Source organism: Geodermatophilus sp. SYSU D00779, assembly GCF_054050595.1.
In genome coordinates this window covers 35879-59735 of the sequence record NZ_JBJGZQ010000011.1, presented here as the reverse complement: position 1 = coordinate 59735, position 23857 = coordinate 35879, and the positions used below count along the sequence as shown (strand labels likewise).

The 23857-nt window shown below is 74.3% G+C and carries 22 protein-coding genes, 1 other RNA gene and 1 pseudogene; 9 read left to right on the top strand and 15 right to left on the bottom strand.

The window, feature by feature from the left end; all coding sequences use genetic code 11:
- Positions 1 to 283: 283 nt before the first annotated feature.
- Together ACI79G_RS10710 and ACI79G_RS10705 are read left to right on the top strand one after the other, a co-directional pair.
- The gene (locus ACI79G_RS10710) at positions 284 to 889 is read left to right on the top strand and encodes an ERCC4 domain-containing protein (protein ID WP_456881108.1); all 606 of its coding nucleotides are present in this window, start codon (positions 284 to 286) and stop codon (positions 887 to 889) included.
- A 217-nt stretch (positions 890 to 1106) separates the two neighbouring features.
- Positions 1107 to 2672: pseudogene (locus tag ACI79G_RS10705) on the top strand (sensor histidine kinase); the annotation flags it as partial.
- Positions 2673 to 2699: 27 nt separating this feature from the next.
- Here ACI79G_RS10705 and ACI79G_RS10700 read toward each other — a convergent pair.
- Positions 2700 to 3140: a response regulator gene (locus tag ACI79G_RS10700; protein ID WP_456881107.1), complete on the bottom strand. Its 441-nt coding sequence runs from the start codon at positions 3138 to 3140 to the stop codon at positions 2700 to 2702.
- A 108-nt stretch (positions 3141 to 3248) separates the two neighbouring features.
- Between ACI79G_RS10700 and ACI79G_RS10695 the strand changes: the two genes are divergently transcribed.
- Positions 3249 to 3923: a response regulator gene (locus tag ACI79G_RS10695; protein ID WP_456881106.1), complete on the top strand. Its 675-nt coding sequence runs from the start codon at positions 3249 to 3251 to the stop codon at positions 3921 to 3923.
- 501 nt (positions 3924 to 4424) lie between these two features.
- Here ACI79G_RS10695 and ACI79G_RS10690 read toward each other — a convergent pair.
- Positions 4425 to 5300 carry an MOSC domain-containing protein gene (locus ACI79G_RS10690; protein WP_456881105.1) on the bottom strand — a complete coding sequence of 292 codons (876 nt, stop codon included), beginning with the start codon at positions 5298 to 5300 and terminating at the stop codon, positions 4425 to 4427.
- 62 nt (positions 5301 to 5362) lie between these two features.
- The gene (locus ACI79G_RS10685) at positions 5363 to 5995 is read right to left on the bottom strand and encodes a LysE/ArgO family amino acid transporter (RefSeq protein WP_456881104.1); all 633 of its coding nucleotides are present in this window, start codon (positions 5993 to 5995) and stop codon (positions 5363 to 5365) included.
- Between the two features lie 72 nt (positions 5996 to 6067).
- Between ACI79G_RS10685 and ACI79G_RS10680 the strand changes: the two genes are divergently transcribed.
- The 3 genes from ACI79G_RS10680 to ACI79G_RS10670 all read left to right on the top strand — a co-directional run bounded on the left by ACI79G_RS10680 (position 6068) and on the right by ACI79G_RS10670 (position 8894).
- Entirely contained in the window at positions 6068 to 6973 is a 906-nt protein-coding gene (locus ACI79G_RS10680) for a LysR family transcriptional regulator ArgP (protein WP_456881103.1), read from the top strand.
- Positions 6974 to 7293: 320 nt separating this feature from the next.
- Positions 7294 to 8163 carry an SAM-dependent methyltransferase gene (locus tag ACI79G_RS10675; protein ID WP_456881102.1) on the top strand — a complete coding sequence of 290 codons (870 nt, stop codon included), beginning with the start codon at positions 7294 to 7296 and terminating at the stop codon, positions 8161 to 8163.
- Between the two features lie 44 nt (positions 8164 to 8207).
- Positions 8208 to 8894 (top strand): M15 family metallopeptidase, encoded by a 687-nt coding sequence (locus ACI79G_RS10670; protein WP_456881101.1) that lies wholly within the window; start codon positions 8208 to 8210, stop codon positions 8892 to 8894.
- Positions 8895 to 9176: 282 nt separating this feature from the next.
- Here ACI79G_RS10670 and ACI79G_RS10665 read toward each other — a convergent pair whose 3' ends face one another.
- From ACI79G_RS10665 to ACI79G_RS10640, 6 genes are all read right to left on the bottom strand, one after another.
- A complete protein-coding gene (locus tag ACI79G_RS10665) occupies positions 9177 to 9743 on the bottom strand; it encodes a dihydrofolate reductase family protein (RefSeq protein WP_456881100.1) in 567 nt (188 codons plus the stop codon).
- 239 nt (positions 9744 to 9982) lie between these two features.
- Positions 9983 to 10386: RNase P RNA component class A (gene rnpB / locus ACI79G_RS10660), an RNA gene on the bottom strand.
- A 30-nt stretch (positions 10387 to 10416) separates the two neighbouring features.
- On the bottom strand, positions 10417 to 10638 hold the full coding sequence (locus tag ACI79G_RS10655; RefSeq protein WP_456881099.1) for a hypothetical protein: 222 nt from the start codon (positions 10636 to 10638) through the stop codon (positions 10417 to 10419).
- 237 nt (positions 10639 to 10875) lie between these two features.
- On the bottom strand, positions 10876 to 14946 hold the full coding sequence (locus ACI79G_RS10650) for an nSTAND1 domain-containing NTPase (RefSeq protein WP_456881098.1): 4071 nt from the start codon (positions 14944 to 14946) through the stop codon (positions 10876 to 10878).
- Between the two features lie 175 nt (positions 14947 to 15121).
- Positions 15122 to 15841 (bottom strand): PIG-L deacetylase family protein, encoded by a 720-nt coding sequence (locus tag ACI79G_RS10645; RefSeq protein WP_456881097.1) that lies wholly within the window; start codon positions 15839 to 15841, stop codon positions 15122 to 15124.
- Between the two features lie 49 nt (positions 15842 to 15890).
- Positions 15891 to 16811, bottom strand: a complete 921-nt coding sequence (locus ACI79G_RS10640) for a hypothetical protein (RefSeq protein ID WP_456881096.1) — start codon at positions 16809 to 16811, stop codon at positions 15891 to 15893.
- 52 nt (positions 16812 to 16863) lie between these two features.
- Between ACI79G_RS10640 and ACI79G_RS10635 the strand changes: the two genes are divergently transcribed.
- Positions 16864 to 17337, top strand: coding sequence for a nucleoside deaminase (locus ACI79G_RS10635; protein WP_456881095.1), 474 nt, complete (start codon positions 16864 to 16866; stop codon positions 17335 to 17337).
- Positions 17338 to 17363: 26 nt separating this feature from the next.
- Here the strand turns inward: ACI79G_RS10635 and ACI79G_RS10630 are convergent, their stop codons facing one another.
- From ACI79G_RS10630 to ACI79G_RS10620, 3 genes are read right to left on the bottom strand one after another with little or no spacing between them, the layout of a single operon-like run.
- Positions 17364 to 18374 carry a methyltransferase domain-containing protein gene (locus tag ACI79G_RS10630; RefSeq protein WP_456881094.1) on the bottom strand — a complete coding sequence of 337 codons (1011 nt, stop codon included), beginning with the start codon at positions 18372 to 18374 and terminating at the stop codon, positions 17364 to 17366.
- The gene (locus ACI79G_RS10625) at positions 18371 to 19162 is read right to left on the bottom strand and encodes an alpha/beta fold hydrolase (protein WP_456881093.1); all 792 of its coding nucleotides are present in this window, start codon (positions 19160 to 19162) and stop codon (positions 18371 to 18373) included. The genes ACI79G_RS10630 and ACI79G_RS10625 overlap by 4 nt, the downstream gene beginning before the upstream one ends.
- On the bottom strand, positions 19159 to 19518 hold the full coding sequence (locus ACI79G_RS10620) for a DoxX family protein (RefSeq protein WP_456881092.1): 360 nt from the start codon (positions 19516 to 19518) through the stop codon (positions 19159 to 19161). The genes ACI79G_RS10625 and ACI79G_RS10620 overlap by 4 nt, the downstream gene beginning before the upstream one ends.
- A gap of 24 nt (positions 19519 to 19542) precedes the next feature.
- Here ACI79G_RS10620 and ACI79G_RS10615 point away from each other — a divergent pair, with 24 nt between their 5' ends.
- Both ACI79G_RS10615 and ACI79G_RS10610 read left to right on the top strand, forming a co-directional pair.
- Positions 19543 to 20298: a sulfite exporter TauE/SafE family protein gene (locus tag ACI79G_RS10615; RefSeq protein ID WP_456881091.1), complete on the top strand. Its 756-nt coding sequence runs from the start codon at positions 19543 to 19545 to the stop codon at positions 20296 to 20298.
- Positions 20299 to 20417: 119 nt separating this feature from the next.
- Positions 20418 to 20630: a hypothetical protein gene (locus ACI79G_RS10610; protein WP_456881090.1), complete on the top strand. Its 213-nt coding sequence runs from the start codon at positions 20418 to 20420 to the stop codon at positions 20628 to 20630.
- A 34-nt stretch (positions 20631 to 20664) separates the two neighbouring features.
- Here ACI79G_RS10610 and nadA read toward each other — a convergent pair whose 3' ends face one another.
- From nadA to ACI79G_RS10595, 3 genes are all read right to left on the bottom strand, one after another.
- Positions 20665 to 21696 (bottom strand): quinolinate synthase NadA, encoded by a 1032-nt coding sequence (gene nadA / locus ACI79G_RS10605; RefSeq protein ID WP_456881089.1) that lies wholly within the window; start codon positions 21694 to 21696, stop codon positions 20665 to 20667.
- A gap of 247 nt (positions 21697 to 21943) precedes the next feature.
- Positions 21944 to 23038: a bifunctional RNase H/acid phosphatase gene (locus tag ACI79G_RS10600; RefSeq protein WP_456881088.1), complete on the bottom strand. Its 1095-nt coding sequence runs from the start codon at positions 23036 to 23038 to the stop codon at positions 21944 to 21946.
- A complete protein-coding gene (locus ACI79G_RS10595) occupies positions 23035 to 23775 on the bottom strand; it encodes a zinc ribbon domain-containing protein (RefSeq protein ID WP_456881087.1) in 741 nt (246 codons plus the stop codon). Before ACI79G_RS10595 ends, ACI79G_RS10600 begins: the two co-directional genes overlap by 4 nt.
- Between the last annotated feature and the right edge of the window lie 82 nt (positions 23776 to 23857).

Sequence of the window (23857 nt, the reverse complement as noted above, 5' to 3'; positions counted from 1 at the left end):
CGGCGGGTGTGGACAGGGCGCTGCGCCCGAGGTCACGATGACGCGGCCCAGACCAGGGCGACGAGGTGCGTCGGCGGGCCCGCTCGGACGCGCGGGGCCGCTCGGTCGCCGCACCGCTCGACGCGCCGGAGCACGACCGGACCCGAGCCTTGCTCGAGGCAGTACTGGAGGAACGCTGACCCCCGGGCCTGCCCTGCCGGGACTCCTGGTCTCCCCCACCGAGCCGGCGCGGATCCGCGACCTCGGTGCGACGTCGTCGCTGCCCGAGCGGTACGGGGCGGACGTGCTCTTCGACGTCCGGCCGCTGGGACGGGTCGGGGTCCAGCGCAAGACGGTCCCCGACCTGTTCGCCTCGATCCGCGACGGCCGGCTGACCCGTTCGGTGTCCGCCATGAGCGCCCTCGACGTCGCCGTCCTCGTCATCGAGGGCGAGGTGCGGTGGAACGCCGAGGGGTTCGCCGAGCCGACGGGCCCCACCGGCCGTCCGGTCACCTCGTGGCACCGGGACGCCTACCGGAGCCTGCTCTGGTCGGTCCGCGCACGCGGCATCTGGGTGGAGGCGGTGCCGGACGTCGACGGCACCGTGGCCGCGGTCCTGTCACTGCACCGCTGGGCCGGCAAGGCCACCCACGACACGCTGGACAGGCGGCCGGGACGGCGCGGTGCGGACACCGCCGCCCTGCACGTCCTGCAGGGCCTCGCCGGCATCGGCCCCCGGCTCGCCGGCAGGATCGTCGAGCACTTCCAGGGGCTGCCCATCGCCTGGACCGTCACCGAGCGGGAGCTCGCCGCGGTGCCGGGGATCGGCCCGGTCCGTGCGAAGCGGCTGTCGGAGTCCCTCGCGGGTCAGCACTGCGACCGGGACGAGGGCGGCCGCGTGGAGCGGTGACCTCGGCTGCTGCAGCCGGCGCGTGCCGCACGGGGCGGACCACCAGCGGCCCCGGCCCCCCAGCCGCACCGCCTATACTGCTGCCCACCGTCCCCACGAGGCGACGCCGGGGACTGCCCCGTCGAGCAGCGCGGCGTCCGCGGTCCCTCGCCCGACGTCCGGCTCGACCCGCGGGCCTGATGGGGGAGGCGACGTGCCGCACTCCACCACCTCGCTGATGCGCACCACCACCTGGCTGATGCTGGCGCTCGGCGCGGTCTACGGGGTCACCCTCGTGCCCGGGGTGCGCTCGGCACCGGGCTACCGGGCGGCGCTCGACTGGTGGCTCAACATGACCGTCGACGCCCTCGTGGTCCTCGTGCTGGCCCTGCGTGTCGCGGCCGACCGCCGGGACCGGGCGGCCTGGCTGTCCATGGTCGCCGGGCTCGTGGCGGCCTTCGCCGGCAGCACCACCTACTTCGCGTACTACCAGCACCTCGACCCGATCCCGAGCCCGTCGTGGGCCGACGCGGGGTGGTTGCTCTTCTACGCGCTGCTCGCCGTCGGGCTGGTCCTGAGGTTGCGCACCCGGGCCCGCAGCATGCCCGTGAGCCTCTCGCTGGACGGGCTGATCGCCGGTCTGACGGCCGCGGCGCTGGCGGAGAACTACGTCGACGGGGCGGACGTGCCCCTCGAGCGGGACGGCGTCACGACGCTGACCGCCGCCTACCCGTTCGCCGACCTGCTGCTCCTGGCCCTGGCGGTCGCCGCGCTCGCCATGCTCGGGAGGGGCGCCGGCTGGTCCTGGTGGCTGTTGTGCGCCTCCTTCGTGACGTTCTTCGTCACCGACGCGATCTACGCGGACCTGGTCGAGAGGGGGGCCTACGTCGGTGGGGAGCCGGTCGACGCGGGATGGCTCGTGGCCCGGCTGCTGCTGGCCGGGGCGGCGCTGGCCTCGCTGCGCCGGACGGAGTCGCGCCCGGTCGACCTGGAGGGGGTCACCCTCCTCGTTCTGCCCGGCGTCTGCGGCCTCGCCGTGCTCGGGCTGCTGTTCCACGGCAGCCTCTCCGGGATCAGCCCGGTCGCCGCGGTCCTCGGGCTGGCCGCCGGCGTGCTCATGGTCGGGCGGACGGCCCTCACCTTCCGCGAGCTTCGGGTGCTCACCGAGGCACGCCAGCGCGCGCTGAGCGAACGCCTCGTCGAGGCCCAGGACGACGAACGGGCCCGCATCGCCGCCGACGTCCACGACGACTCCGTCCAGGCGCTGGCGGCCGTGGACCTGCGCCTGGGTGCCCTCAGGAACCGGTTGCGCGACCGTGCACCCGAGGAGGCCGCCGCGGTCCGGACCGTGATGGACGCCGTCCACGACGCCGGCCTGCGGCTGCGCCACCTGCTCTTCGAACTCGAGACCCCGGTCCTCGACGCGTCACTGACCGACGGGCTGCGCGACGCGGCAGCCCAGGTGTTCGAGGACGGCGACGTGGCGTGGTCGGTCGAGGAGCGGGGGCAGGCCCCCCTCCCGCAGCAGGTGCGGGTGTCCGCCTACCGGATCGCCCGCGAGGCGATGGTCAACGCCCGCAAGCACGCCCGGGCCCGCCAGGTCACCGTCACCGTCGACGCGACCGGGCGCGGTGTGCAGGTGCAGGTCGTGGACGACGGCAGGGGGGTCGACCACACGGCCTCGGCGCGGTCGGGCCGCCGTCACTCCGGCGTGGTGGCGATGCGCGACCGGGCGCTGGCGTCGGGCGGCTGGTGGCGGTCGCAGCCCGGTCCGGGCGGGACCGGCACCGCCGTGTCGTTCCACCTCCCCGTCCCCGCCACCGGCGTCCCCTCAGCCGGGCAGCAGCCGGCGGAGCAGGTCGGCCGCGCCGGGCACGCCCACGACGAGATGGCCCCGCATGCACGTGCGCAGCAGGACGGGGAGGTCGCCGGTGACGGTCCCCTTGAGCAGGTAGGCGGATCCGCCGGCAGCCAGCACCCGCGTCCACGTCGCCGGGTCCGCCTGCGCTGACAACCCGGCGACGACCGGCCGGTGCGGCAGCGCGACCAGCCGCCGGACCAGCTCGGGCCCGCCTCCCGGCATCCGCACGTCGACCAGCACGAGCGCCGCCCGGAGGTCCCGAGCGATCGTCACCGCCTCGTCGCCGTCGGCCGCCTCCCCGACGACGCGGAAGTCCGGCTCCTGGCCCAGCAGCGCGGCCACGGCGGACCCGACGCGGGCGTCGTCGTCGGCGACGACGACGGTGATCTCGCCGCGGACCGGGGGCGCCACAGGAGCACGCTGGCCCACGCCGCGGTCGTTGTCGTGAGGCGAGCGCACCACTCGTCTGGTGCGGGCGTACCAGGCACCACCCCGCGCAGCGCGTGCCAGACTCGGGACGTGACGGGGTCGGGCACGCCGGGCGGCCCCACGACCGGCACGGTGCGGGTCCTGGTCGTGGACGACCACCAGATGTTCGCCACCAGCCTGGCGCAGGCGCTGCAGTCCGAGCCCGACCTGCGCGTCGTCGGGCAGGGCACCTCGATCAGCGAGGCACGGCGCCTGGTGGCGTCGACCACCCCGGACGTCGTCCTCCTGGACCACCGGCTGCCCGACGGCGACGGCGTGGGCGCGATCGCCGAACTGCACCGCATCCGGCCCCCCGCGAAGATCGTGGTGCTGACCGCCACGACCTCCGACCGCCTGCTCATCGCCGCCATGGAGGCCGGCGCTGCCGGGTTCATCGCCAAGACCCAGCGGCTGGACGACGTGGTCGACGGCGTGCGGGCCGCCGCGCAGGGCGAGTCCGTGGTCAGCGCCAAGCTGCTCACCCGGCTGCTGCCCCGCCTGCGCCGACGGGGCGGTGGCAGCGGGACCGAGCTGACCGGGCGGGAGCGCGAGATCCTCGACCTCCTGGCGAGGGGTCTGTCCAACGCCGACATCGCCCAGGAGCTGACCATCAGCGTGCACACCGTCCGGAACCACGTGGCGAACCTCTCGGCCAAGCTCGGTGCGCACTCGAAGCTCGAGGCCCTCTCGATCGCCGTCCGCGAGGGCCTGGTCGACAGCACCTGACCCACCACCGGCGCCCTGCCCGCAGCCCCGAGCGGCGGACCGGGGCGTCTGGTGCACGCGCACCAGGCGGTCGGCACGGCTGCACCTGGTCCGCGCGCCACCTCCGCGCGCACGCTGGGGTCCGGTCGGTGCGCAGTGGCGCGCCGGGTCGTCCCCCGCACAGGAGCAGCTCCGTGGCCGGGTCCGGCTCGGACCGGATGGGCCGTTCCCGGCCGACGCGGCGACCGCGGCTCCCCGCACCGCGGAGATCGACCACGGAGGACGGAGGGGCAACGAGGGTGGAACCGAGCGAGCGGGTCACGTGGGAGGACTGCCCGAGCTGCCGTCGGGCGGCGGCGGTGGGCTGGGTGGACGGTCAGCCCGTCGAGTTCGACTGCCCGCGCGGCTGCCACCTCGGCGCGGAGCAGGTCCGGATCTTCGCCGCCGTCGGGAGCGGTCGATCGCCGGTCGAGCCCGGGCGCCCCTGAGGACGGGACACCTCCCGGCAGGCGACCGGTCGGGTCAGACGGAGCAGACCGGCGCGCCCAGGCGGATCTCCCCGTCGGCGAGGACGTCGGCACGCAGGCCGCCGCGGTGGATGAGCGGCCGCAGGACCCCCGGTCCGCTGAGCCGGTCGAGGTGCACGCAGGGTTCGCACAGCCGGCGCCCCTCGCACAGCACGTCCCCGATGCGGAACCGCCGCCCGACCAGCGCGTTGACGTCGATGCCGCGGGTGAGGACGTTGCGCCGGGTGCCGGCGAAGTCCAGGGCCTGCCCGGCCGCCGCCATCTCGTCGAGGACCTCGGCGGCGATGAGGGTCAGGTCGTAGCCGGGCCGGCGTCCGGCCCGAGGGGTGAACGTGCCGGCTCCCGCGGCGTAGCGGTCCCCGTCGAGCCCGCGACCGGCGCGGGCCTGCGCGACCTCGAGCAGCTGCATCGGCGCCTCCGCGGCGGGTGCCACGGCGAGACCCTCGACGGTGCCGCGCAGGTCCGCCCCGGCCGGCTGCCGGTGCAGCACCGGGTCGAGGGAGGCGACGGCGTGCGCCTCGCGGATGCGCAGGTCCGCGGTGGCTCGGCCCAGCAGCGCGGGCGCCTGCGGGCTGAGGACGACGCCCGGCGGCGTGCCGAACGCCAGCACGGCCACCTCCGTGCCGGCCGGGTGCTCCACGACGGCGATCCACCACCCCGCCCACTGGAAGCGGACGGGGTCGGCGATGGGCACCAGCCCCGACCCGCGCTCGGCCAGCCAGGTCCGCCAGGCGCCCAGTGCGTGTGCCAGGTCCTCGTCGGGCAGCGGCAGCTCGGCCACCGGCACCTCGGTGACCGACGCCAGGCACGCGGCGAACCCCCGGACGAGCGCACGTGCGGCGGGTCCGGGCGGCAGTTCGACGTCGATCACGGGTCCTCCAGGAGGTCGGCCCGGTGCCGCCACGGCACCGGGGGCGTTCAGCACTACAGCACTCAGGCCCCGCCGACGCCGCGGACGGCCAGGGAGACGGCGAGGGCTGTCATGACGACGGCGATGACGCCGTCGAGGACCCGCCAGGCCGCCGGGCGGGCGAACACCGGCCGGAGCAGTCGTGCGCCGTAGCCGAGGCCGGTGAACCAGAGCACGCTGCCGAGACCCGCCCCGGCGGCGAACTGCCACCGGTGCTCGCCGTAGGTCGACGCCATCGAGCCGAGCAGGACCACCGTGTCCAGGTAGACGTGCGGGTTGAGCCAGGTCAGCGCCAGGCAGGTGCCGACGGTCACCGCGAGCCCGGTGCGTGCACCGGTGGCGTCCGGCAGCAGCGCGCCGGGACGCAGCGCCCGCCGCGCGGCCAGCACGCCGTAGCAGAGCAGGAACGCCGCCCCGGCGAAGCAGACCACCGGGATCAGCCACGGCACCTGCGACAGGGCCGCGCCGGCGCCCAGCACCCCGGCGAAGATCAGCGCGAGGTCGGAGAGGGCGCACACCGCCACCACCGCGGCCACGTGCTCGAGGCGGAGTCCCTGCCGCAGGACGAAGGCGTTCTGGGCACCGATGGCGACGATCAGGCCCAGGCCGAGCGCGAGCCCGGACGCGACGGCGAGCAGCGCCGGAGTGGTGAGCACGCCGTCGACGTTAGGAACCCGTGATCGGACGGTCCAGCTCAAGATTTTCATGCATCATTAGCCTTGCTGTCCATGGACCTCGACCTGAGCCAGTTGCGGGCGCTGGACGCCACCGTCCGCGGGGGCACGCTGGAGGCCGCCGCCCGGGCGCTGCACGTGACCCCGTCGGCGATCAGCCAGCGGCTGCGCGCCCTGGAGGTCGCGACCGGCCGGATCCTGCTGGTGCGGACCAAGCCGGTGCAGGTCACCGAGTCCGGGCAGGCCGTGCTGCGCCTGGCCCGGCAGGTCGACCTGCTCACCGCCGACGTCGCCCGCGAGCTCGGCGGCGATCCCTCGCCCGCGCCCGCGCCCGTGCCCACGCTGCCGATCGCGGTCAACGCCGACTCGATGGCCACCTGGGTGCTGCCCGCCCTGACACCGCTGGCCGGTGACGTCTGCTTCGACCTGCACCGCGAGGACCAAGAGCACACCAGCGCCCTGCTGCGCGCCGGCACGGTCATGGCGGCGGTGACCGCGGACGCCGAGCCGGTGCCCGGCTGCACCTCCACCCGCCTGGGCGGCATGCGCTACCGGCCGATGGCCACCCCCGGCTTCGCCCGGCGCTGGTTCCCCGGCGGCCCCACCCCCGAGGCGCTCGCCCGCGCCCCGGTGGTCGTCTTCGACCGCAAGGACGACCTGCAGCACCGCTACCTGCACGCGCAAGCCGGTCCCGACGTCGCCCCACCGGTGCACTACGTGCCCGCGGCGGCGGACTACGTCGCCGCCATCACCCTCGGCCTGGGCTGGGGCATGGTGCCCGACCTCCAGGCGCGAGGGGTGACAGCGGAGCTGGTCACCCTCGACCCGACCGACGCGGTGGACGTCGTCCTGTACTGGCAGCAGTGGCGGCTGCGCTCCCCCACGCTCGACCGCGTCCGCGAGGCCGTGCTCGCAGCCGCCGGCCGCCACCTGGACCAGCCTGGCGAGCCCAGGCGCTGATCGACCCCGTGACGGCCGCCGTCGACCCCTCACGCGCAGGTCAGGGGAGGACGACGGACGAGTCGGCTCGTACGCCGGGGCCCGTCGAAGGGTGATCGGCAAGCATCGAACCGATGTGGATCACGCGGCTGTCCTGCTGGTGTGCCGTTGGGACGTGATGGCGGTGGTCGGCTGCCTGCGGCCGGTTGCGAACTCTGCGCGGACTGTCCAGCCGCCGATGCGAGGCCGACCCTGCGCCGACACCGGCCCCTGCCCGGTTCCCGGGGTCCCAGGGCACGCACGGCGGCGCAGCCCCGGGCATCCTGAGCGCGGGAGGTTCCATGTCCGTACCCGACCTGCTGGTCTGCGACCGCTTTCCGCGCTCCTCCCGTTACTCCGCCGCATGGATCCTGGCCGCGGCTGGCGGCGGGGCCAACCCGTTGTGGCTGACCGAGTGGCTCAGCCAGGCCCTGCCGCTGCAGCCGGGCATGCGCGTGCTGGACCTCGGCGCCGGACGGGCGGCGTCATCGGTCTTCCTGCGCCGCGAGTTCGGCGTGCAGGTGTGGGCCACCGACCTGTGGACCAGCGCCACGGAGAACTCGCGGCGCATCCAGGACGCCGGGGTGGCCGACGGCGTGTACCCGCTGCACGTCGACGCCCGGTCACTGCCGTTCGCGGCCGACTTCTTCGACGCCATCGTCAGCGTCGACGCCTACCCCTACTTCGGCACTGACGACCTGTACCTGAACTACCTCGCACACTTCGTGAAACCGGACGGCCCCATCGCCATCGTCGGCGCCGGGCTGAGCCAGGAGCTCGACGATGCGATCCCCGAGCACCTGCGCGGTTTCTGGACCCAGGATCTGTGGTGCCTGCACTCCGCGCCGTGGTGGCGGCGGCACTGGGAGCGCACCGGGATCGTGGCCGTCGAGCACGCCGACACCCTCGCCGACGGGTGGCGGCTCTGGCTCGACTGGCAGCGGGCGGTCGCCCCCGACAACCAGACCGAGATCGAGACGCTCGAGGCCGACCGCGGCCGCTACCTCGGCTACATCCGTGTGACAGCCCGTCGCCGAGGCGAGGCCGAGCTGGAAGACTACTGCTGGCCCGACACCCTGCGCTCGTCGCGCGACGAGTACACGCGCACACCGCTGCTCCGTGGGGAGAGCCCGTCCCCCGATGTACCGCGGGTTTCCGGAGCGAGCGTCTGACGACGCACGGTGCATGACGGCCGGTTCGCAAGGAAGGGGTCCGCATGTCCGGCGATCAGCAGGTCAAGCTCGTAGCCCTTCTCGGTGTGGCTGCCACGGCCGTCGGCATCGGCGGGCCGCTGGTGCCTGACGCGTCCGCAGCCGCCACCGACTCGTCCTCGCCGTCCTTCCAGTACGAGATCAAGGAGGTCACCGCCGCGGATCTCCCCCACACCTACCGTCCCGGCTGTCCGGTGCCGCCGGAAGACCTGCGGTTGCTGATCATGAGCCATCGCACGTTCGACGGGCAGGTCGCGCAGGGCGAGATGGTCGTACACGAGGACTGGGCCAGTCCGGTGGTCTCGGTGTTCCACGAGTTGTACGACCAGGACTTCCCGATCGCACGCATGCAGTTGGTCGACGAGTACCAGGGCAGTGACGATCTGTCGATGGAGGCCAACAACACCTCCGCCTTCAACTGCCGGGAGGTGACCGGGCGCCCAGGGGTGTGGTCGCAACACTCCTACGGTGGGGCCATCGACATCAACCCTGTGCAGAACCCCTACATCTCGTCCAGGGGCACGGTCCTCCCCCCTGCTGGCGCCGACTACGTCGACCGGTCGAAGACAGCACCCGGGATGATCCACGCCGGCGACTGCACGGTGCAGGCCTTCACCGACATCGGTTGGTACTGGGGCGGCGCCTGGACGAGCCCCAAGGACTACCAGCACTTCTCCCACAACAACCGGTGACGTCTCCGGTCGGAACCGGACATCGTGCCCCGACCGCGCCTGACCGCTCGCGCACCATCCCGCATCGAGGTCGCAGATGGGCGGGGCAGACCTGACGGTGGCGGCTGGCAGCATCGACGGCATCGGTCGTGGCGTTGCGGTGGTCGGCGAGGAGCGACGGACGGGGTCGGCCTGTACGCCGGGGGATGTGGTGGGGCCACCTGCCATGATCGACGAACGTCGAACGGCGGCCCTGACCAGCCGTGTGCGGTTGACGCCAGGTGGCCGCAGACGGCTGGACACCTAGGGCCGTCGGACGGCGTAGCGCAGCAGGACGACACCGTTGCCGAACCGCCGGTTCTCCACCAGCTCCAGGTCGGTCGGGTCGTCGGCGGTCTCGAACAGCCGTCGACCGCGGCCGATGACGACCGGGTTGACGTAGAGCCGGTACTCGTCGACCAGGTCCAGTCGGCGGAAGGTCTCGACCAGGTCGACCCCGCCGAGCGTCATGTCCCCGCCGGGCTGCTGCTTCAGTGCGCGGATCTCGTCGGGGTCCACTTCTGCCCGCAGCGAGGCGTTGGGGCCGACCTCCTGCAGCGTGCGGGAAAACACGATCTTCGGCACCGCCCGCCAGATGCCGGCGAACTCGCGCATGACCGGCGGGTTGTCCGGGTCCTGGTCGGCGGTCGGCCAGAACGACTCCATGAGCTCGTAGCTGACCCGGCCTTCGAGGAAGGCGCTCTTGGTCGCGAGCTGCTCGTTGAAGTGCGCGTGCAGCTCCTCGTCGACGCGGTGCCAGCCCAGGTCGTGGTCCGGCCCCTCGAAGTAGCCGTCCAGCGACAGCATCATGTGCACGACGATCTGCCGCACGCGTCCTCCTGGTCCACGACTCCGGTCCGGGAGCTCGGACCGGCCGACGCGGACGTTCTCATCGATCCCGCCGGCGTCCGCTCGACACGGCCGGTCGCGGATGCGCCTGCCGGAGGGCTGCAGGACCCCTGACGACCGGATACGAGCCGCGGGTCGACGTCGTGCTCGGCCTGGTTGCGGACGCTGTGCGGACCGACGCCCACCCCTGACCGCGTTCTCGCGGGTCACGGGGCGGACGACGGACGAGTCGGCCTGTACGCCGGGTTCTGTCCACGGGTGCCTCGCGGCATCCCGATGGGCGGCCATCCATCTAGGCCTGCCGTTGCCGGCAGGCTCCAGCGGTCCACCCGCAGGCATCGGGCGGGCAGCCCTCGAACGCCTGCGCAGGACGGCGGCGGACCGTCGTCCCTCTCGACCTTGCTCCGGGTGGGGTTTACCGAGCCGCACCGGTCACCCGGTGCGCTGGTGGTCTCTTACACCACCGTTTCACCCTCACCAGCGGCGAGCCGCTGGCGGTCTGTTCTCTGTGGCACTGTCCCGCGGGTCACCCCGGGTCGCCGTTAGCGACCACCCTGCCCTGTGGAGCCCGGACGTTCCTCGGCGACGGGGTCTCCCCCGCCGACGCGACCGCCCGGCCGACTCGTCCGTCGTGCCGACCAGTCTAGTGGGCAGGTCACTCGACGAACTGCGCCTCCACCTCGGCGAGCGCCGGGAGCCCCAGCCGTCCGACGCCGTCCACAGTGAGCCGGACGGTCTCGCCGACCGTCGGCTCCACCCCCGACTGCTCCGACCGCCAGCAGACGACGGTCCCCTCTCGCAGCACCCCGCCGTCCATCAGCGCCCCGGCGACCAGCTCCAGCTCGCTGAGCGGTGTCCCCTCTCGCGGTGACCGCACGGAGCCGGTGTTCGGACCGGCGGTGGAGCGTGAGCAGCAGATCAGCGGTGGGAGCCGGCTCTGAGCCCGCCAACGCGCCGTCGGCACCCAGCGCCCGGGACCTCACCACGTGTCCTGCCATCTGGATCCGAGCGGCAATGGGCTCCTCGTGGGCGGACGTCCCGCGACCGAGCACGGAGTTCCTCTCATCGTGAGGATCCATCGATCCGTTGCGCCGGGCGGACCGGAAGTGACGGGTCAGTTCGCGTAGCGGGCGACAGGGGCGTCTGGTGGCGCACCCTCTCCCGCGGATAGTTCGGGGCACGTCCGCTCGTATGCCATCCCGGGCGCCAGTTGCTCCCACTCGGTCATGGAGAGGTTCCGACTGACCATCCTGCAGCCGGCCTCCACCCAGGCCGTGAACTCGGTGTCCCACAGTCGCACCAGGCCGTCCCGGCTACCGGTCGCCACCCACCGACCGCCCGGGCTGAAGGCAACCGTCCGGATCTCGCCGCGGTGTCCCGTCAGCGACGGGCCGTGCTGCTGCCCGGTCGCCACGTTCCACAGCCGAACCGTCCGGTCGTCCGCCACGCTGGCCAGCAAGTGACCGTCCGGGCTGAAGGCCACGCTCAGCACGGTGTTGGTGTGACCCCTCAGGGGCTCCCCGCGTGGCTGACCGGACGCGACGTCCCACAGCCGAACGGTGTTGTCGGTGCTGCCCGAGGCCAGCAGACGACCGTCAGGGCTGAACGCCACGTCCTGCACGTAACCGGTGTGGCCGGTCAACGGCTCACCGCGGGGCTCGCCTGTCGTCGCGTCCCACAGCCGCACGGTCTGGTCCCCACTGCTGGTGGCCAGCAGCCGGCCGTCCCGGCTGAACGCCACCCCGCTCACCCAGTCGGTGTGGCCGGTCAACGGCTCACCGTACGGCTCACCGGTCGCCACGTCCCACAGCCGCACCGTCTGATCGCTGCCAGCGCTGGCCAGCAGGTCCCCGTCCGGGCTGAAAGCCACCGTCCACACCCAGTCGGTGTGGCCGGTCAACGGTTCGCCGTACGGCTCGCCGGTCGTCGCGTCCCACAGCCGCACCGTCCGGTCCTCGCCCGCGCTGGCCAGGAGGTCTCCGTCCGGGCTGAACGCGACGTCGTTCACCCAGCCGGTGTGGCCCAGCAGCGGCGGCCCGTCCGACTGGCCGCTCTCGACGTCCCACATCTGCACCATCTGGTCATCGCCCGCACTGGCCAGGAGGCTTCCGTCCGGGCTGAACGACACCCCGTTCACCCAGTCGGTGTGGCCGGCGAGCGGCCGGCTGACGGAGTACGTCTCGGTCACGTCCCAGATGCGCGCCGTCTGGTCGAGGCTCACGCTGGCGACCCGAGACCCGTCGGGGCTGAACGCCACCCCGTCAGCCCACATGGTGTGACCCAGCAGCGCCTGGGCATACGGCTGCCCCGATGCCGCGTCCCACAGCCGCACCGTCTGATCGGCGCTCGCCGTCGCCAGCAGACGACCGTCGGGACTGAACGCCACCGCCCACACCTCACCGAAGTGGCCGACGAGCGGCGGTCCCAGAGGCTGTCCGGAGGTCACGTCCCAGCGCAGGACCGACGCGTCGGCGCCGGCGGTTGCCAGCTCACCTCCGCTGGGGCTGAACGTCACTCCCCACACCTCGCCCTCGTGCCCCGTCAGGGGCGCGCCGAGCGGTTGACCGGTCGCCACGTCCCACAGCCGCACCGTCTGATCGGCACCTGCAGTGGCGAGCCGACTGCCGTCGGGGCTGAAGGCCACATCGCGGACCTCGTCCGTGTGCCCCGCCATGGGCGAGCCCTGTGCTTGTCCGGTCGCCACGTCCCACAGCCGCACCACCTGGTCGGCACCCGCCGTCGCCAGCAGCCTCCCGTCGGGACTGAACGCCACCGCCCACAGGCCGGACGTGTGCCCGGTCAGCGGCTGACCCTGCGGTTGCCCGGTCGCCACGTCCCACAGCCGCAGCGTCTGGTCTCCACTGGCGGAGGCCACCAGTGTCCCGTCGGGGCTGAAGACGACGTCCCTGACGGCGGCCGTGTGCCCGGTCAGCGGTTCACCGACCGGCCGGCCGGAGTCGGCCTCCCACAGCCGTACGGTCCGGTCCCCGCTGCTTGTGGCCAGCAGGCGACCGTCCGGGCTGAACGCCACTCCCCACACCGGGCCGGTGTGACCGGTCAACAGCTGGGACGTGTGCGTCATCTGGGCCAGGCCGGTGATCAGCCCATCCGGCGGAGCTGGGTTCGGCTGCTCGCCGCCGGCCAGGCTCATGCTCTGCAGGCCGGCGAGGATCGCCGTGTCGGGCTTTCCCTGGACCAGATCGTCCGCCTCGGCCGCGATCTGACGGGACATGGCCAGCCGCGCCTGTCCCTGCGCTTCTCGGTTCTGGTGCAGGGCGAGCCCTCCGGCGACGACGGCTGCCACCAGGAGCACCGCCAGGCTCGCGGCCAGCACGCGTAGCCGCCGGTTCGCTCGCCGGGCCGACTCCAGTTCGCGTGCCGCCAGCGCGCGGCTCGCCTGGAGGTACTGGTTCTCAGCAGGACCGAGTTCAGCGGCGTGCTCGTCCGCCCACTGGCCGATGACCGCGAGCCGCCCGCCGCGCAGCAGGTAGGACTCGTCGCGGTCGCCGTGTTTCCAGTCAGCGGCGTGCCGTTCCAGCTCGGACCGGAGCTCCAGACTAAACCGGTCGGCCTCGACGGCGTCCCGCAGCGGGTGCCACTGCCGCAGCAACGCCTCGTGCGCGACCTCCACCACGGCATCTCCCGCGGCTCGATCACCAGGTGGACCGGAGGTCTCGTCGTGACTCACGAGCAGCCGGGCGTCGACGAAAGCGCTCACGACCGCGCGTTCCTCGTCGGCCAGCGCACCGCAGGACACACGGCGGCGGGTCGTCTCCCCCTCCGGGCTCACGGTGACCAGCTTGAGCAGGGTGGGGATGACGTGAGCCCCGAGCCCACGGCGGGAGAGCTCGTCACAGACGCGGTCGGCATGGCGCTGGAGGGCACCGACCACTCCTCCCACGGCGTCGTACTCCGCCAGGCTCATCCGGCCATCCGGCCCGGACCGTTCCGCGAGCTCCCGCAGCGTGTAGGCCAACAGCGGCAGGGCGTCCCCGCCGGCGGTGTCCTCCACCATCCGCTCGACCAGCCCCGCCTGCAGGTCCAGCCCCGCTCGCTGGGCGGGCCGGGCGATCACCTCGGCGAGCCGGCCGCGGCCGAGCGGTTCCACCACGAGGGGGTCGTCGATCACTTCGGCGAGCCCTGCCCGCTCCGGTGCCGTGGCGAGGAACTCCGAGCGAACGGAGGCCACCACCCACAGGGGCGTGTCCTCGCCGAGTGCACCGTCCAGCAGTCTGAGGAACGACTGCTGTTCTCGCGTTCCTGTGACGGTGATCAGTTCCTCGGCCTGGTCGAGCACCACGAGAGAGGCCGGCTGACCGGTCCCCTTCCCGGCCAGATCGGCCAGCTCCCGGGCGAGGAGGACCAGCCCCTCCGGCCCCTGGCTGAGGACGCCCTCGACATCAGGGGTGGAGCGGGGGTGCCCGCGCTCGGCGAAGGCCTCTGCCAGGGAGGTGGCCAGGTGGTGGGTGGGGCGGCTTCCCGGCCGCAGCGGCGGCACCAGGATCCAGCGCATGGGTGACCTGGCGAGGCGGGGCAGCAGCCCTGCCCGGAGGAGCGAGGACTTCCCGCTGCCGGAGGGGCCGACGACGGCCACGAACCGGCCCGCGCCGCGTTGCAGGGTCGGGTGCAGCAGCTCGAGCAGCCGCTCGGTCTCCCGTTCCCGGGCGAAGAAGACCGCGGCGTCCTCCGGATCGAAGGGAGCCAACCCCGGATAGGGGGAACGGGCCGGGTCCCAGGAGAACGCGTCGGCCGGATCGAGTCCTGCCGCCCGCAGGCCGGCCAGCAGCCTCAGCAGACCCGGGGGCGCGCCGTACCCGTTTCCGTCATGCTGGTCGGTCAGATCGGTGTCGACCAAGTCGATCCACTGCACGTCCGCCAGGAGCGGGAGCCTCACCCCCGGCTCCAGGATCAGCGGGAAGACGGGGTGTCCCAACGAGCGCGCCAGACTGAGCTCCGCGAAGCACCACTGGGACGCCGTCGCGGCATGGGTTCCGAGGAAGACCACGGCCTCGGTGCGACGCAGCTGGGCGTACAGCTCACGCTCCCAGTTCCGTCCCGCCGGTATGCCCTGTGCGGGATCGAAGTCCACGAAGACCGTGGTGAAGCCGGCTCGCTGCAGCCAACTGCTCACTCGCTCCGTCGCGATCCGGTCGCGGTTGCTGTGACTGAGAAACAGCGCAGGCATCGGTCCCCCTCTGCCCCGAGGGAAGTGAGGGTCAGCGCAGACCGCTGCCCGGGACGTGTCAAGGACTCCGGTGATCACTGCGCCGGGACGCTGCTGCACTCCGGCCGTGTCTGCTCCCGCGTACGCAGCCGGGTGCAGCCAGCGCGCAGCCGCCTCCGCTGTCCAGTGACCGGCCTCAGCCCCAGTAGAGGCGGAAGCCGACCCGCCGCCGGTCGTCCTCGGTCATCGTCCCCATGTCGACGATCTGCCGTGCCTGCTCCTCCACCGGTTGGTCGGACAGCAGCTCGAGGTAGCGGCGGTGCTCGCACAGCGACGCCACCGCCTTCTCGACCTGGTCGGCGACGTCCACCTCGTGCGGCGGGTCCAGCAACTCGCTGACGGCGATGTACGTGACGCCGCGCCACGGCTCCTCGGGGAGGTCGGGGAAGATCCACTCGTTCGCGGCGTCGGCGACCGCGTCGATGGTGCTCTGCCCGAGCGCGCGGTGGTCAGCGGAGTTCACGTATGCCGGCGAGACGCCGGGCGGGGTCCAGGTCGCGCCGAAGTACCCGGTGACCACCATCTCGGGGCGGTGCCGGCGGATGGCCGCGGCCAGGTCGCGGCGCAGCTCCGGTCCGGCGACGAGGACGCCGTCCCGGTGGTCGAGGAACTCCACCTCCGAGACCCCGACGACGGCCGCCGAGCGGCGCTCCTCCTCCTCGCGCACCGGGCCGGCCTCCGCCGGCGGGACGCCGGCCATCCCGGCCTCTCCGCGGGTCGCCAGCAGGTAGTGCACCTCCTTGCCGGCCGCCGTCCAGGCCGCGACGGCGGCCGCGAGGCCGTACTCGATGTCGTCGGGGTGCGCGGCCACGACGAGGGCGCGCTGCCAGTCGTCGGGCATCGGGAGCGGTGGCATGGCGGGCAGTCTGCTCCGGGGGGACGACGATCGGCGAGGTCCCGGGCCGTCAACCCAGCACGTCGGCCAGCGGCGGCTTCTCCCGCCAGGCCTGCACCAGCGGGGTCAGCCCTTCGGCCAGCCCGGGCAGCTCGGGGTCCAGCGGCAGGACGGCGAGCAGCTGGAGGTCGCGACCGCGCTCGGCCAGCGCGGCCAACCGGTCGTCCAGCGGCGGGAGATCCAGGCGCGCGGCCTCGGCGGCGTAGCCGGCCCGCACGGCCGGTGGTGCGCCCGACAGGTCCCACTCCCGCAGCCCGCAGTGGACGTGCTCGAGGTCCGAGGCCACGGGTCCGGCGGCTGTCGGGAGGAGGTTGTAGAACGGGGCGTCCCCGTGCACCGGTTGTGCGTGCGCGCCGGGGAAGGCGACGGCGAAGGCGGCCGGGTCCTCGGCCAGCGGCCGCAGCAGCGTCCACTCGGCGCGTGCCCGCTCGACGTCTCCCTCCGGCAGCAGGCCGCCGAGCTGGTCGATCCCGTCCGGGATCGACGCGTCCAGCGGGAACCACCAGTCCAGCTCCACCGGGCAGTCGGCGAGGGTCGCGTGCAGCCGCGCGGCCGCGGCACCGGCCGCCTCGTCGGTCACCGGCTCGGCGCTCACGTCCACGAGCTGCCACGCGGTCATCGCCAGCCCGTCGTGCACCCACGGCTGCGGCGCCGCCGGACGCACCGCCGGGTACGCGCGGTCACCCAGCCACCCGGCAACGGCCAGCTCCCTCCCCATCTGCGACAGCTGGCCGGCCGGGTCGGCGCGGACCGTGCGGGGCAGCACGGTGGGCACCCGCACCACCACCGGAGCCGGCGCGAGGTGCACGACGACCGAGAAGACGTCGTGGAGGACCTCCGGCTCGCGCACGTCCAGGCCGGCCGCCCGCCCGGCGGCCACCGCGGCCGCGACCGCGCGCTGACGGCGGGATACCGGGGCGCCGTCGTCCATCCGGCGACCCTGCCAGAGCCCGGGCCCCGGCGTCCTGGACCAGGATGGGCGCATGGTCGACGACGCGGACCTCGCCCGCCTGCGCCGCTGCGTGGAGCTCGCCCGCGCGGCCCTCGAGTCCGGCGACGAGCCGTTCGGGTCGGTGCTGGTCGACGCCGAGGGGCGGGTCCGCTTCGAGGACTCCAACCACGTGGCCGGTGGCGACGCCACCCAGCACCCCGAGTTCGCCATCGCCCGCTGGGCCGCCGAGCACATGACCCCCGCCGAGCGGACCGCGGCGACCGTCTACACCTCCGGCGAGCACTGCCCCATGTGCGCCGCCGCGCACGCCTGGGTCGGGCTCGGCCGCATCGTCTACGCCAGCTCGTCGGCGCAGCTCGCGTCCTGGCTGGCCGAGCTCGGGGTCCCGCCGGCACCCGTCCGCCCGCTGCCGGTCGGCGAGGTGGCCCCGGGCGTGCCGGTCGAGGGCCCGGTGGCCGGCCTCGACGAGGAGGTCCACGAGCTGCACCGGCGACGGTTCGGCTAGGGCCACACCGTCGGGAGCCCGGCCGGTCAGCGCCGGGCCCGCACGGCCACCAGCGGCTGCCCCGGCACGAGCCACCGGGCCGGTGCGGGCCGCAGCCCCGCCTCGGCGAGCTGCTGGCGCAGCGGCTCGACCTCGGGCAGCTCCATGCCCCTGCCCTGGGCGCGGAGCAGCAGGTCGAAGTGCCGGCTGAACGGGTCCGGCGTGGCGGCGGTCGTCGTGACGAGCACCGCGCCGCCCTCCGACAGCAGTCCCGCCACGGCCCGGAACAGGCGGACGCGTTCGGTGAGCGGCAGGTAGTAGACGACGTTGGCGAGGAGCGCGAGGTCGTAGGGGCCGCCGGCCTCACCGCCGGCCGCGAGGGCCAGGACGTCGCCGCGCAGCACGCGGGTCCGGCCGGCCAGCCCCCGCTGCGCGAGCAGCCGCTCGGCGATGTCGGCGACCGCCTCGTCGACCTCGATGCCCGTGCCCTCCGCTGCCGGCGCTGCGGCCAGCATCGCGGCCAGGTTCTGCCCCGCTCCGCACCCGACGTCCAGCACCCGCGCGGGGTGCACCTCGCGCACCGCGGTTCCCAGCGCCTCGTGCAGGACCGGCTCCATCGCGCGGGTGAGCTGGGCGATCGTCTCCCCCCGCTCCGCGACGTCGCGGCGTGGCGGTCCCCCGTGCAGCTGCTGGGGGAGCTCGCGGTAGAGCCCGGTGTGGAAGCCGGCGAACCCCTCGTACGCGCCGCGCAGCACCGCGTCGTCCAGCAGCCGCCGTCCGCGCCGGGACAGCGACCACCCGCCCGTCGAGGCGCGGACGAGTCCGTGGCCCTGCAGCACCCGCAGCCACGGCTCGAGCAGGCCGGCGTCGTCGAGGCCCAGCTGCGCGCGCACGGACGCGGTGTCGGCCGGCCCGTCCCGCAGGCACTCGAGCACGCCGGTGTGCAGGCCTGCCGCGCCCACCGCGACCCGGACGGCGGCCAGGCCGTCCCGGGCGACGCGCAGCCACGGCAGCCCGCCGCCGCGGAGGAGCTTGGCGGTGGCGACGAGGCGGCTCATGCGCCCTCCCTCTGCTCCAGGGGTGGCCCGGCACCTGCCGGGACGTGCAGGTCACCGTCTCCCACGGCGTCGGGCGCCGCACCCCGGCGCCCGGCGACCTCCAGCAGGACGGCGGACAGCTCGTCCGGCGCGCTGACCATCGGGTCGTGGCCGGTGGCCAGCTCGACGACCTCCCACCCCGGCTGGGAGCGCACCAGCCGGCGCGAGGGGTCGATGGTCGGCAGCGCCGGCGCGGTGCAGTTGACGTAGGTGCGCGGCCGGGCGGCCCACCGGTCGGCGTCGAAGTGCACCGGGTCCTCGTACACCCCACCGGGCTGCGGGGTCTGCCGCTGCTCCACCCACGCGGCGTCGTCCCCGGTGAGGCCGTAGGCCGACGCCGGCGGCGGCGGGATGTGCCCGCGCTCGGCGACCACCGCGCGGCGGGCGGCCCGCGTCTCCGGCGGGTTGCCGTCGGCCCAGCTCTGCCCGGGCGTCGGGACGACGGCGTCGACGTACACCAGCCGGCCGACCTCCCCACCCAGCCGGTCGGCCGCACCGGTGACGACGAGTCCGCCGTAGCTGTGCCCGACCAGGACGGCGCCGGAGCACTCGGCGGCGCGCACCGCGGCCACGACGTCCTCGACGTGCGTGGCGAGGGTGACCTCCGGCGAGAGCTGGTGCGCCCGCTCCCCCACCCCGGTCAGCGGCACGGGCAGGACGGAGTGCCCGGACCGCTCCAGCGCCGGCAGCACCCGCGCCCAGCACCAGGCGCCGTGCCAGGCCCCCGCCACCAGGACGACGGTGGTCACCGGCCCCGCGCCACGTCGAGCGCGATGCGGATCAGCGGTGCCTGCAGCGGCAACCGGACGGCGGCCACCGTCATCGGCAGCGCCCGCCGCGGCACGACGCGGAAGGTGTGCAGGTGCGCGGGCAGGAAGGCGACCAGCAGCGCGGCCGCGGCCCACCCCCCGGCCCGCCGCGTCGCCGGCACCGCCATCAGCCCGGCCGTCCCGATCTCGGCCACCCCGCTGGCGTACACCCAGGCGCGGGCGTCGCCCAGCTCCGGCGGCACCAGCCACTCGTACGTGCGCGGCCGGACCAGGTGCAGCACCCCCGACCCGCCGAGCGCCGCCGCCAGGACCCTCGCCGTCCGTGTGAGCTCCACGCGGTCACCGTAGGCTCGCCGTTCGTGTCCGCCCTCGACCTGGCCATCGCGGCGGGCGTCGCCCTCGTCGCCGGCGCGATCAACTCCGTCGCCGGCGGCGGTTCGCTGATCCTCTTCCCCACGCTCGTCGCGCTGGGGCTGGGGACCGTGGCCGCCAACGTCACCAACTCGATCGCCCAGTGGCCGGGCTACCTCGGCGGCGTCCTCGGCTTCCGCTCGGAGTACACCGGCCAGCGCGGACGGCTGCTCCGCTTCGGCCTGGTCGCGCTGCTCGGCGGCGTCGCCGGCAGCGTCCTGCTGCTCACCACGCCCAGCGAGGCCTTCGACGTCGTCGTCCCCGTGCTGGTCCTGCTGGCCAGCGTGCTGCTGGCGGTGCAGCCGCTGCTCACCCGGCGGTTGAAGCAGACCGAGGACGGCCGCCCGCGGCGCGACCCGGGGTGGCTGTACGTGGCGCTGTTCCTGGCCACCGTCTACGGCGGCTACTTCGGTGGCGCGCTCGGCGTCATCCTGGTCGGCGTCCTCGGGGTGGGCCTGCACCGGCTCAAGCTGGCCAACGCGCTGAAGTCGGCGCTCTCGGCGGTCACCGCCACCGTCACCGTCGTCGTGTTCGGCCTGTTCGGACCGGTCGCCTGGCAGGTCGTCGCCGTCGCCGCGCCGGCCAGCCTGCTCGGCGGCTTCCTCGGCGCCCGCATCGCCACCCGGATCCCGGTCAGGCCGCTGCGGGTCTTCATCGTCGTCTTCGGCGTCGCGGTCTCGGTCTACCTGTTCACGCGCATCTGACCGCGCGGGGCCCCGCGCGCACTGTGGGCCGCGTTACACGTGTGACGGAGGGGTCCACCCTGACGCGGACACGCCACGCGCCTCCCCGCCGGACGCGGGGCCCTGCCTAGCGTCGGGTCATGCGCGAGAACCGACTCTCCCCGGTCCGGGACGCGAACGACGCCGCCCGGGTCCAGCAGTTGCACCTGATCGCCGCGGCGCGGGCCGCGGCCGTGCGGCCGACCTCCGAGCAGCAGGTCTCCGACATCGTCCGCGTCACCGTGGACGACGAGGTCGACACCCGCACCTTCCGGGCGATCGTCGCCGACATCTCCGACGACGTCCTGCGGTGAGTCCCCGGCCATCTCCGCGGAGAGGCCCGGGGACTCACTCGCCGCCGCGGCCGGGCTCCCCGATCGCGATCATGGCCTCCACGGCCCGACGGGCCCGGGCGGCGGTCTCGGCGTCGACGTCCACCGCGCCCTCGCCGGTGCGCAGCGTCTGCAGCAGCTTGGCCGGCGTGATCATCTTCATGTAGCGGCAGGCGGCGCGGTCGTTCATCGGGATGAACTGCGTCCCGGAGTTGAGCGCCCGCAACTGGTGCAGGATGCCGACCTCGGTGGCCACCAGGACCTGGGGGGCGCGCGTGGTCGCGGCCTGCTCGACCATGCCGCCGGTGGACATCACCCGCGTGCGCTCGGCCGGCAGGTCGCCGTGGCTGACCAGGTCGAGCACCGAGGTGGTGCAGCCGCACTCCGGGTGCACGAGGATCTCGGCGTCCGGGTGGGCGGCGACCTGCGCGCGGACGTCGGACGGGCTGATGCCGGCGTGCACGTGGCACTCCCCCGCCCACACGTGGACGTTCTCCCGCCCGGTCACCCGCTTGACGTGCGCGCCGAGGAACTGGTCGGGGCAGAAGAGGACCTCCCGGTCCTCCGGGATCGACCGGATCACGTCCGCGGCGTTGGACGACGTGCAGCAGATGTCGGTCTCGGCCTTCACCGCCGCGGTGGTGTTCACGTAGCTGACGACGACGGCGCCGGGGTGCTCGGCCTTCCACTCGCGCAGCTGCTCGGCGGTGATGGAGTCGGCCAGCGAGCACCCGGCCTCGTGGTCGGGCAGCAGCACGGTCTTGTCCGGCGAGAGGATCTTCGCCGTCTCGGCCATGAAGTGGACGCCGCAGAAGACGATCTCGCGGGCGTCGGTCTGCGCCGCGACCCGTGACAGGTGCAGCGAGTCGCCGGTGAAGTGGGCGACGTCCTGGATCTCGGGGACCTGGTAGTTGTGCGCCAGGATCACCGCGCCGCGCTCCTCGGCCAGCCTGCGGACCTCTGCGGCCCACGTCTCGTACTCGGCCGGCGAGAGGGTGCGCTCGTCGCCGGCGACGGCGGGGGTGGCGGGCGCGGTGGTGGCGGTCACGGGGCTCCTCGGCGGGGTGGACGGCGGCCACATGATGCCCCGCGTGACACGGTGGCTGTGGCGCGGGGCACCCCGACCAACGCCGTCCCCCCGTCCGCGCTTCCCGTCACCGCCGGACGTCGTGGAGGAGGTGGGTGACCCGCCGGCCCTCCACCTCCCGCGGGTCCTCGCGGCCATCACCGTCGCCTCCCGCCGCCGGGCGCCTCCGCCCGAGCGTGCGAGGGGTGGGGAGGACGGGGTCCTGCTCCTAGCGGAGGTGCCCGGTGTCGTTGACCAGGCGGACGGCGGCCCGCCCGTCGGAGCGCCACGCGATGGTGCTGAGGGACGCCGCCTCGAGGAACACCCGGTGGACGACGTCGTCGGGCACGTCGAGGCCGGCGGCGAGCAGCAGCTTGATCGGCGTGACGTGGGAGACGACGAGCACGGTCTTCCCGGCGTGCCCCCGCAGGATGCGGGCCCGGGCCCGGGCGACCCGGTCGCTGACGTCGGCGACCGACTCCCCGCCGGGTGCCGCGACGGTGATGTCCTCGGCGAACCGGCGGGCGGCCAGCGGGTGCCGCTGCTTGGCCTCCTCGGCGGTGAGGCCCTCGAAGTCGCCGAAGTCCAGCTCGACCAGGTCGTCGTCGTACTGCACCGGCAGCCCGAGCACCGCGCCGACCACCTCGGCGGTCTCCCGGGTGCGGCGCAGCGGCGAGGCCACGACGACGTCGATGCCGAGCTCCGCGGCCCGTTTCGCCGCCGCCTCGGCCTCGGCCCGGCCGATCGCCGACAGCGGCAGGTCGTTGCGGCCGCTGTAGCGGCGTTCCGGCGTGTGCCCGGTCCGCCCGTGCCGCAGCAGGTGCGTGACGGTGGTGACGGCGGGCGCGCGAGGGGTCACCGGCTGGACGTCGTCGCCCGCGGTGGTGGGCTCGGCGGCGAGGTCGCGGTGGACCGGCCGGCCGTCCATCGCGCTGTTGGCCAGCGCGTCGGCGGCGCCGTTCTGCGCCCGGGGCACCCAGGTGTAGCGGACGCTGCCCAGCTGCCGGGCGATCTGCTGGGCCTGCAGCGCCAGCTTCTGCATGTCGGGGTGCTTGACCTTCCACCGACCCGACATCTGCTCGACGACGAGCTTGGAGTCCATGCGCACCTCGACGTCGGCGGTCGGGTCGAGGTCGAGCGCGGCCTGCAGCCCGGCGACCAGGCCGCCGTACTCGGCGACGTTGTTGGTCGCCCGGCCCACCGACTCGGCCCGCTCCGCCAGCACCTTCCCGGTCGTCGCGTCCCGCACGAGAGCGCCGTAGCCGGCCGGGCCGGGGTTGCCGCGCGAGCCGCCGTCGGCCTCGACGACCAGCCGGCGGGTCACAGCCCCGACTCCGCGGTGCGTACGAGGATCCGGCCGCAGTTGTCGCAGCGCACCACCTCGTGGGGGTCGGCGTTGCGGACGGCGGCGAGCTCCTTGCCGAAGAGCTCGATGCGGCAGCCCTGGCACTGGCGGGCCTTGAGCACGGCCGCGCCGGTGCTGCCGGTCTGGGTGCGGATCCGCTCGTAGAGCGCGAGCAGGTCGGCCGGGATGCGGGCGGCGGCCTCGGTGCGGGCGGCCTCGTGCTGCGCCGTCCCGTCGGCGATGTCGGCCAGGGCGTCGTCGCGCAGCTGCTGGGCACGCTCCAGCTCGGCCTGGGCCGTCTGCTGTCCCTCCTGCGCCTCGGCGAGGGCGGCCTCCGCGGTCTCGAGCTGCTCCATGAGCTCGAGCTCCTGGTCCTCCAGGTCCGACTGCCGCCGCGCCAGCGACTGCATCTCGTGCTGCAGGTCGGTCATCTGCTTGGCCGAGACGCTGCCGGAGTCGAGCAGTCCCTGGTCGCGGGTCACCCGCGCGCGCACCGTCTCGACGTCGCCCTCGAGTCGCTTGACCTCCCGCTGCAGGTCGCGGACCTCGGTCTCGGCGCGCACCACGGCGGTGGCCAGCTCCCGCTCCTTCCCGGCCGCGGCCTCGACCGCGGCGTTCTCGGGGAGGGTGCGCCGGCGGTGGGCGAGCTGGCCCAGGGCGACGTCCTCGGCGGCGAGGGCCAGCAGCTTCTGCTGGTCGAAGTGGTCGGCCTTCACCCGTCCAACCTACCGGGGCACCGCCCCGGTCCCGGCCCCCGTACGGGGCACCGCCGCGAGCGTCGTCGGCCCCCCTGCAGGG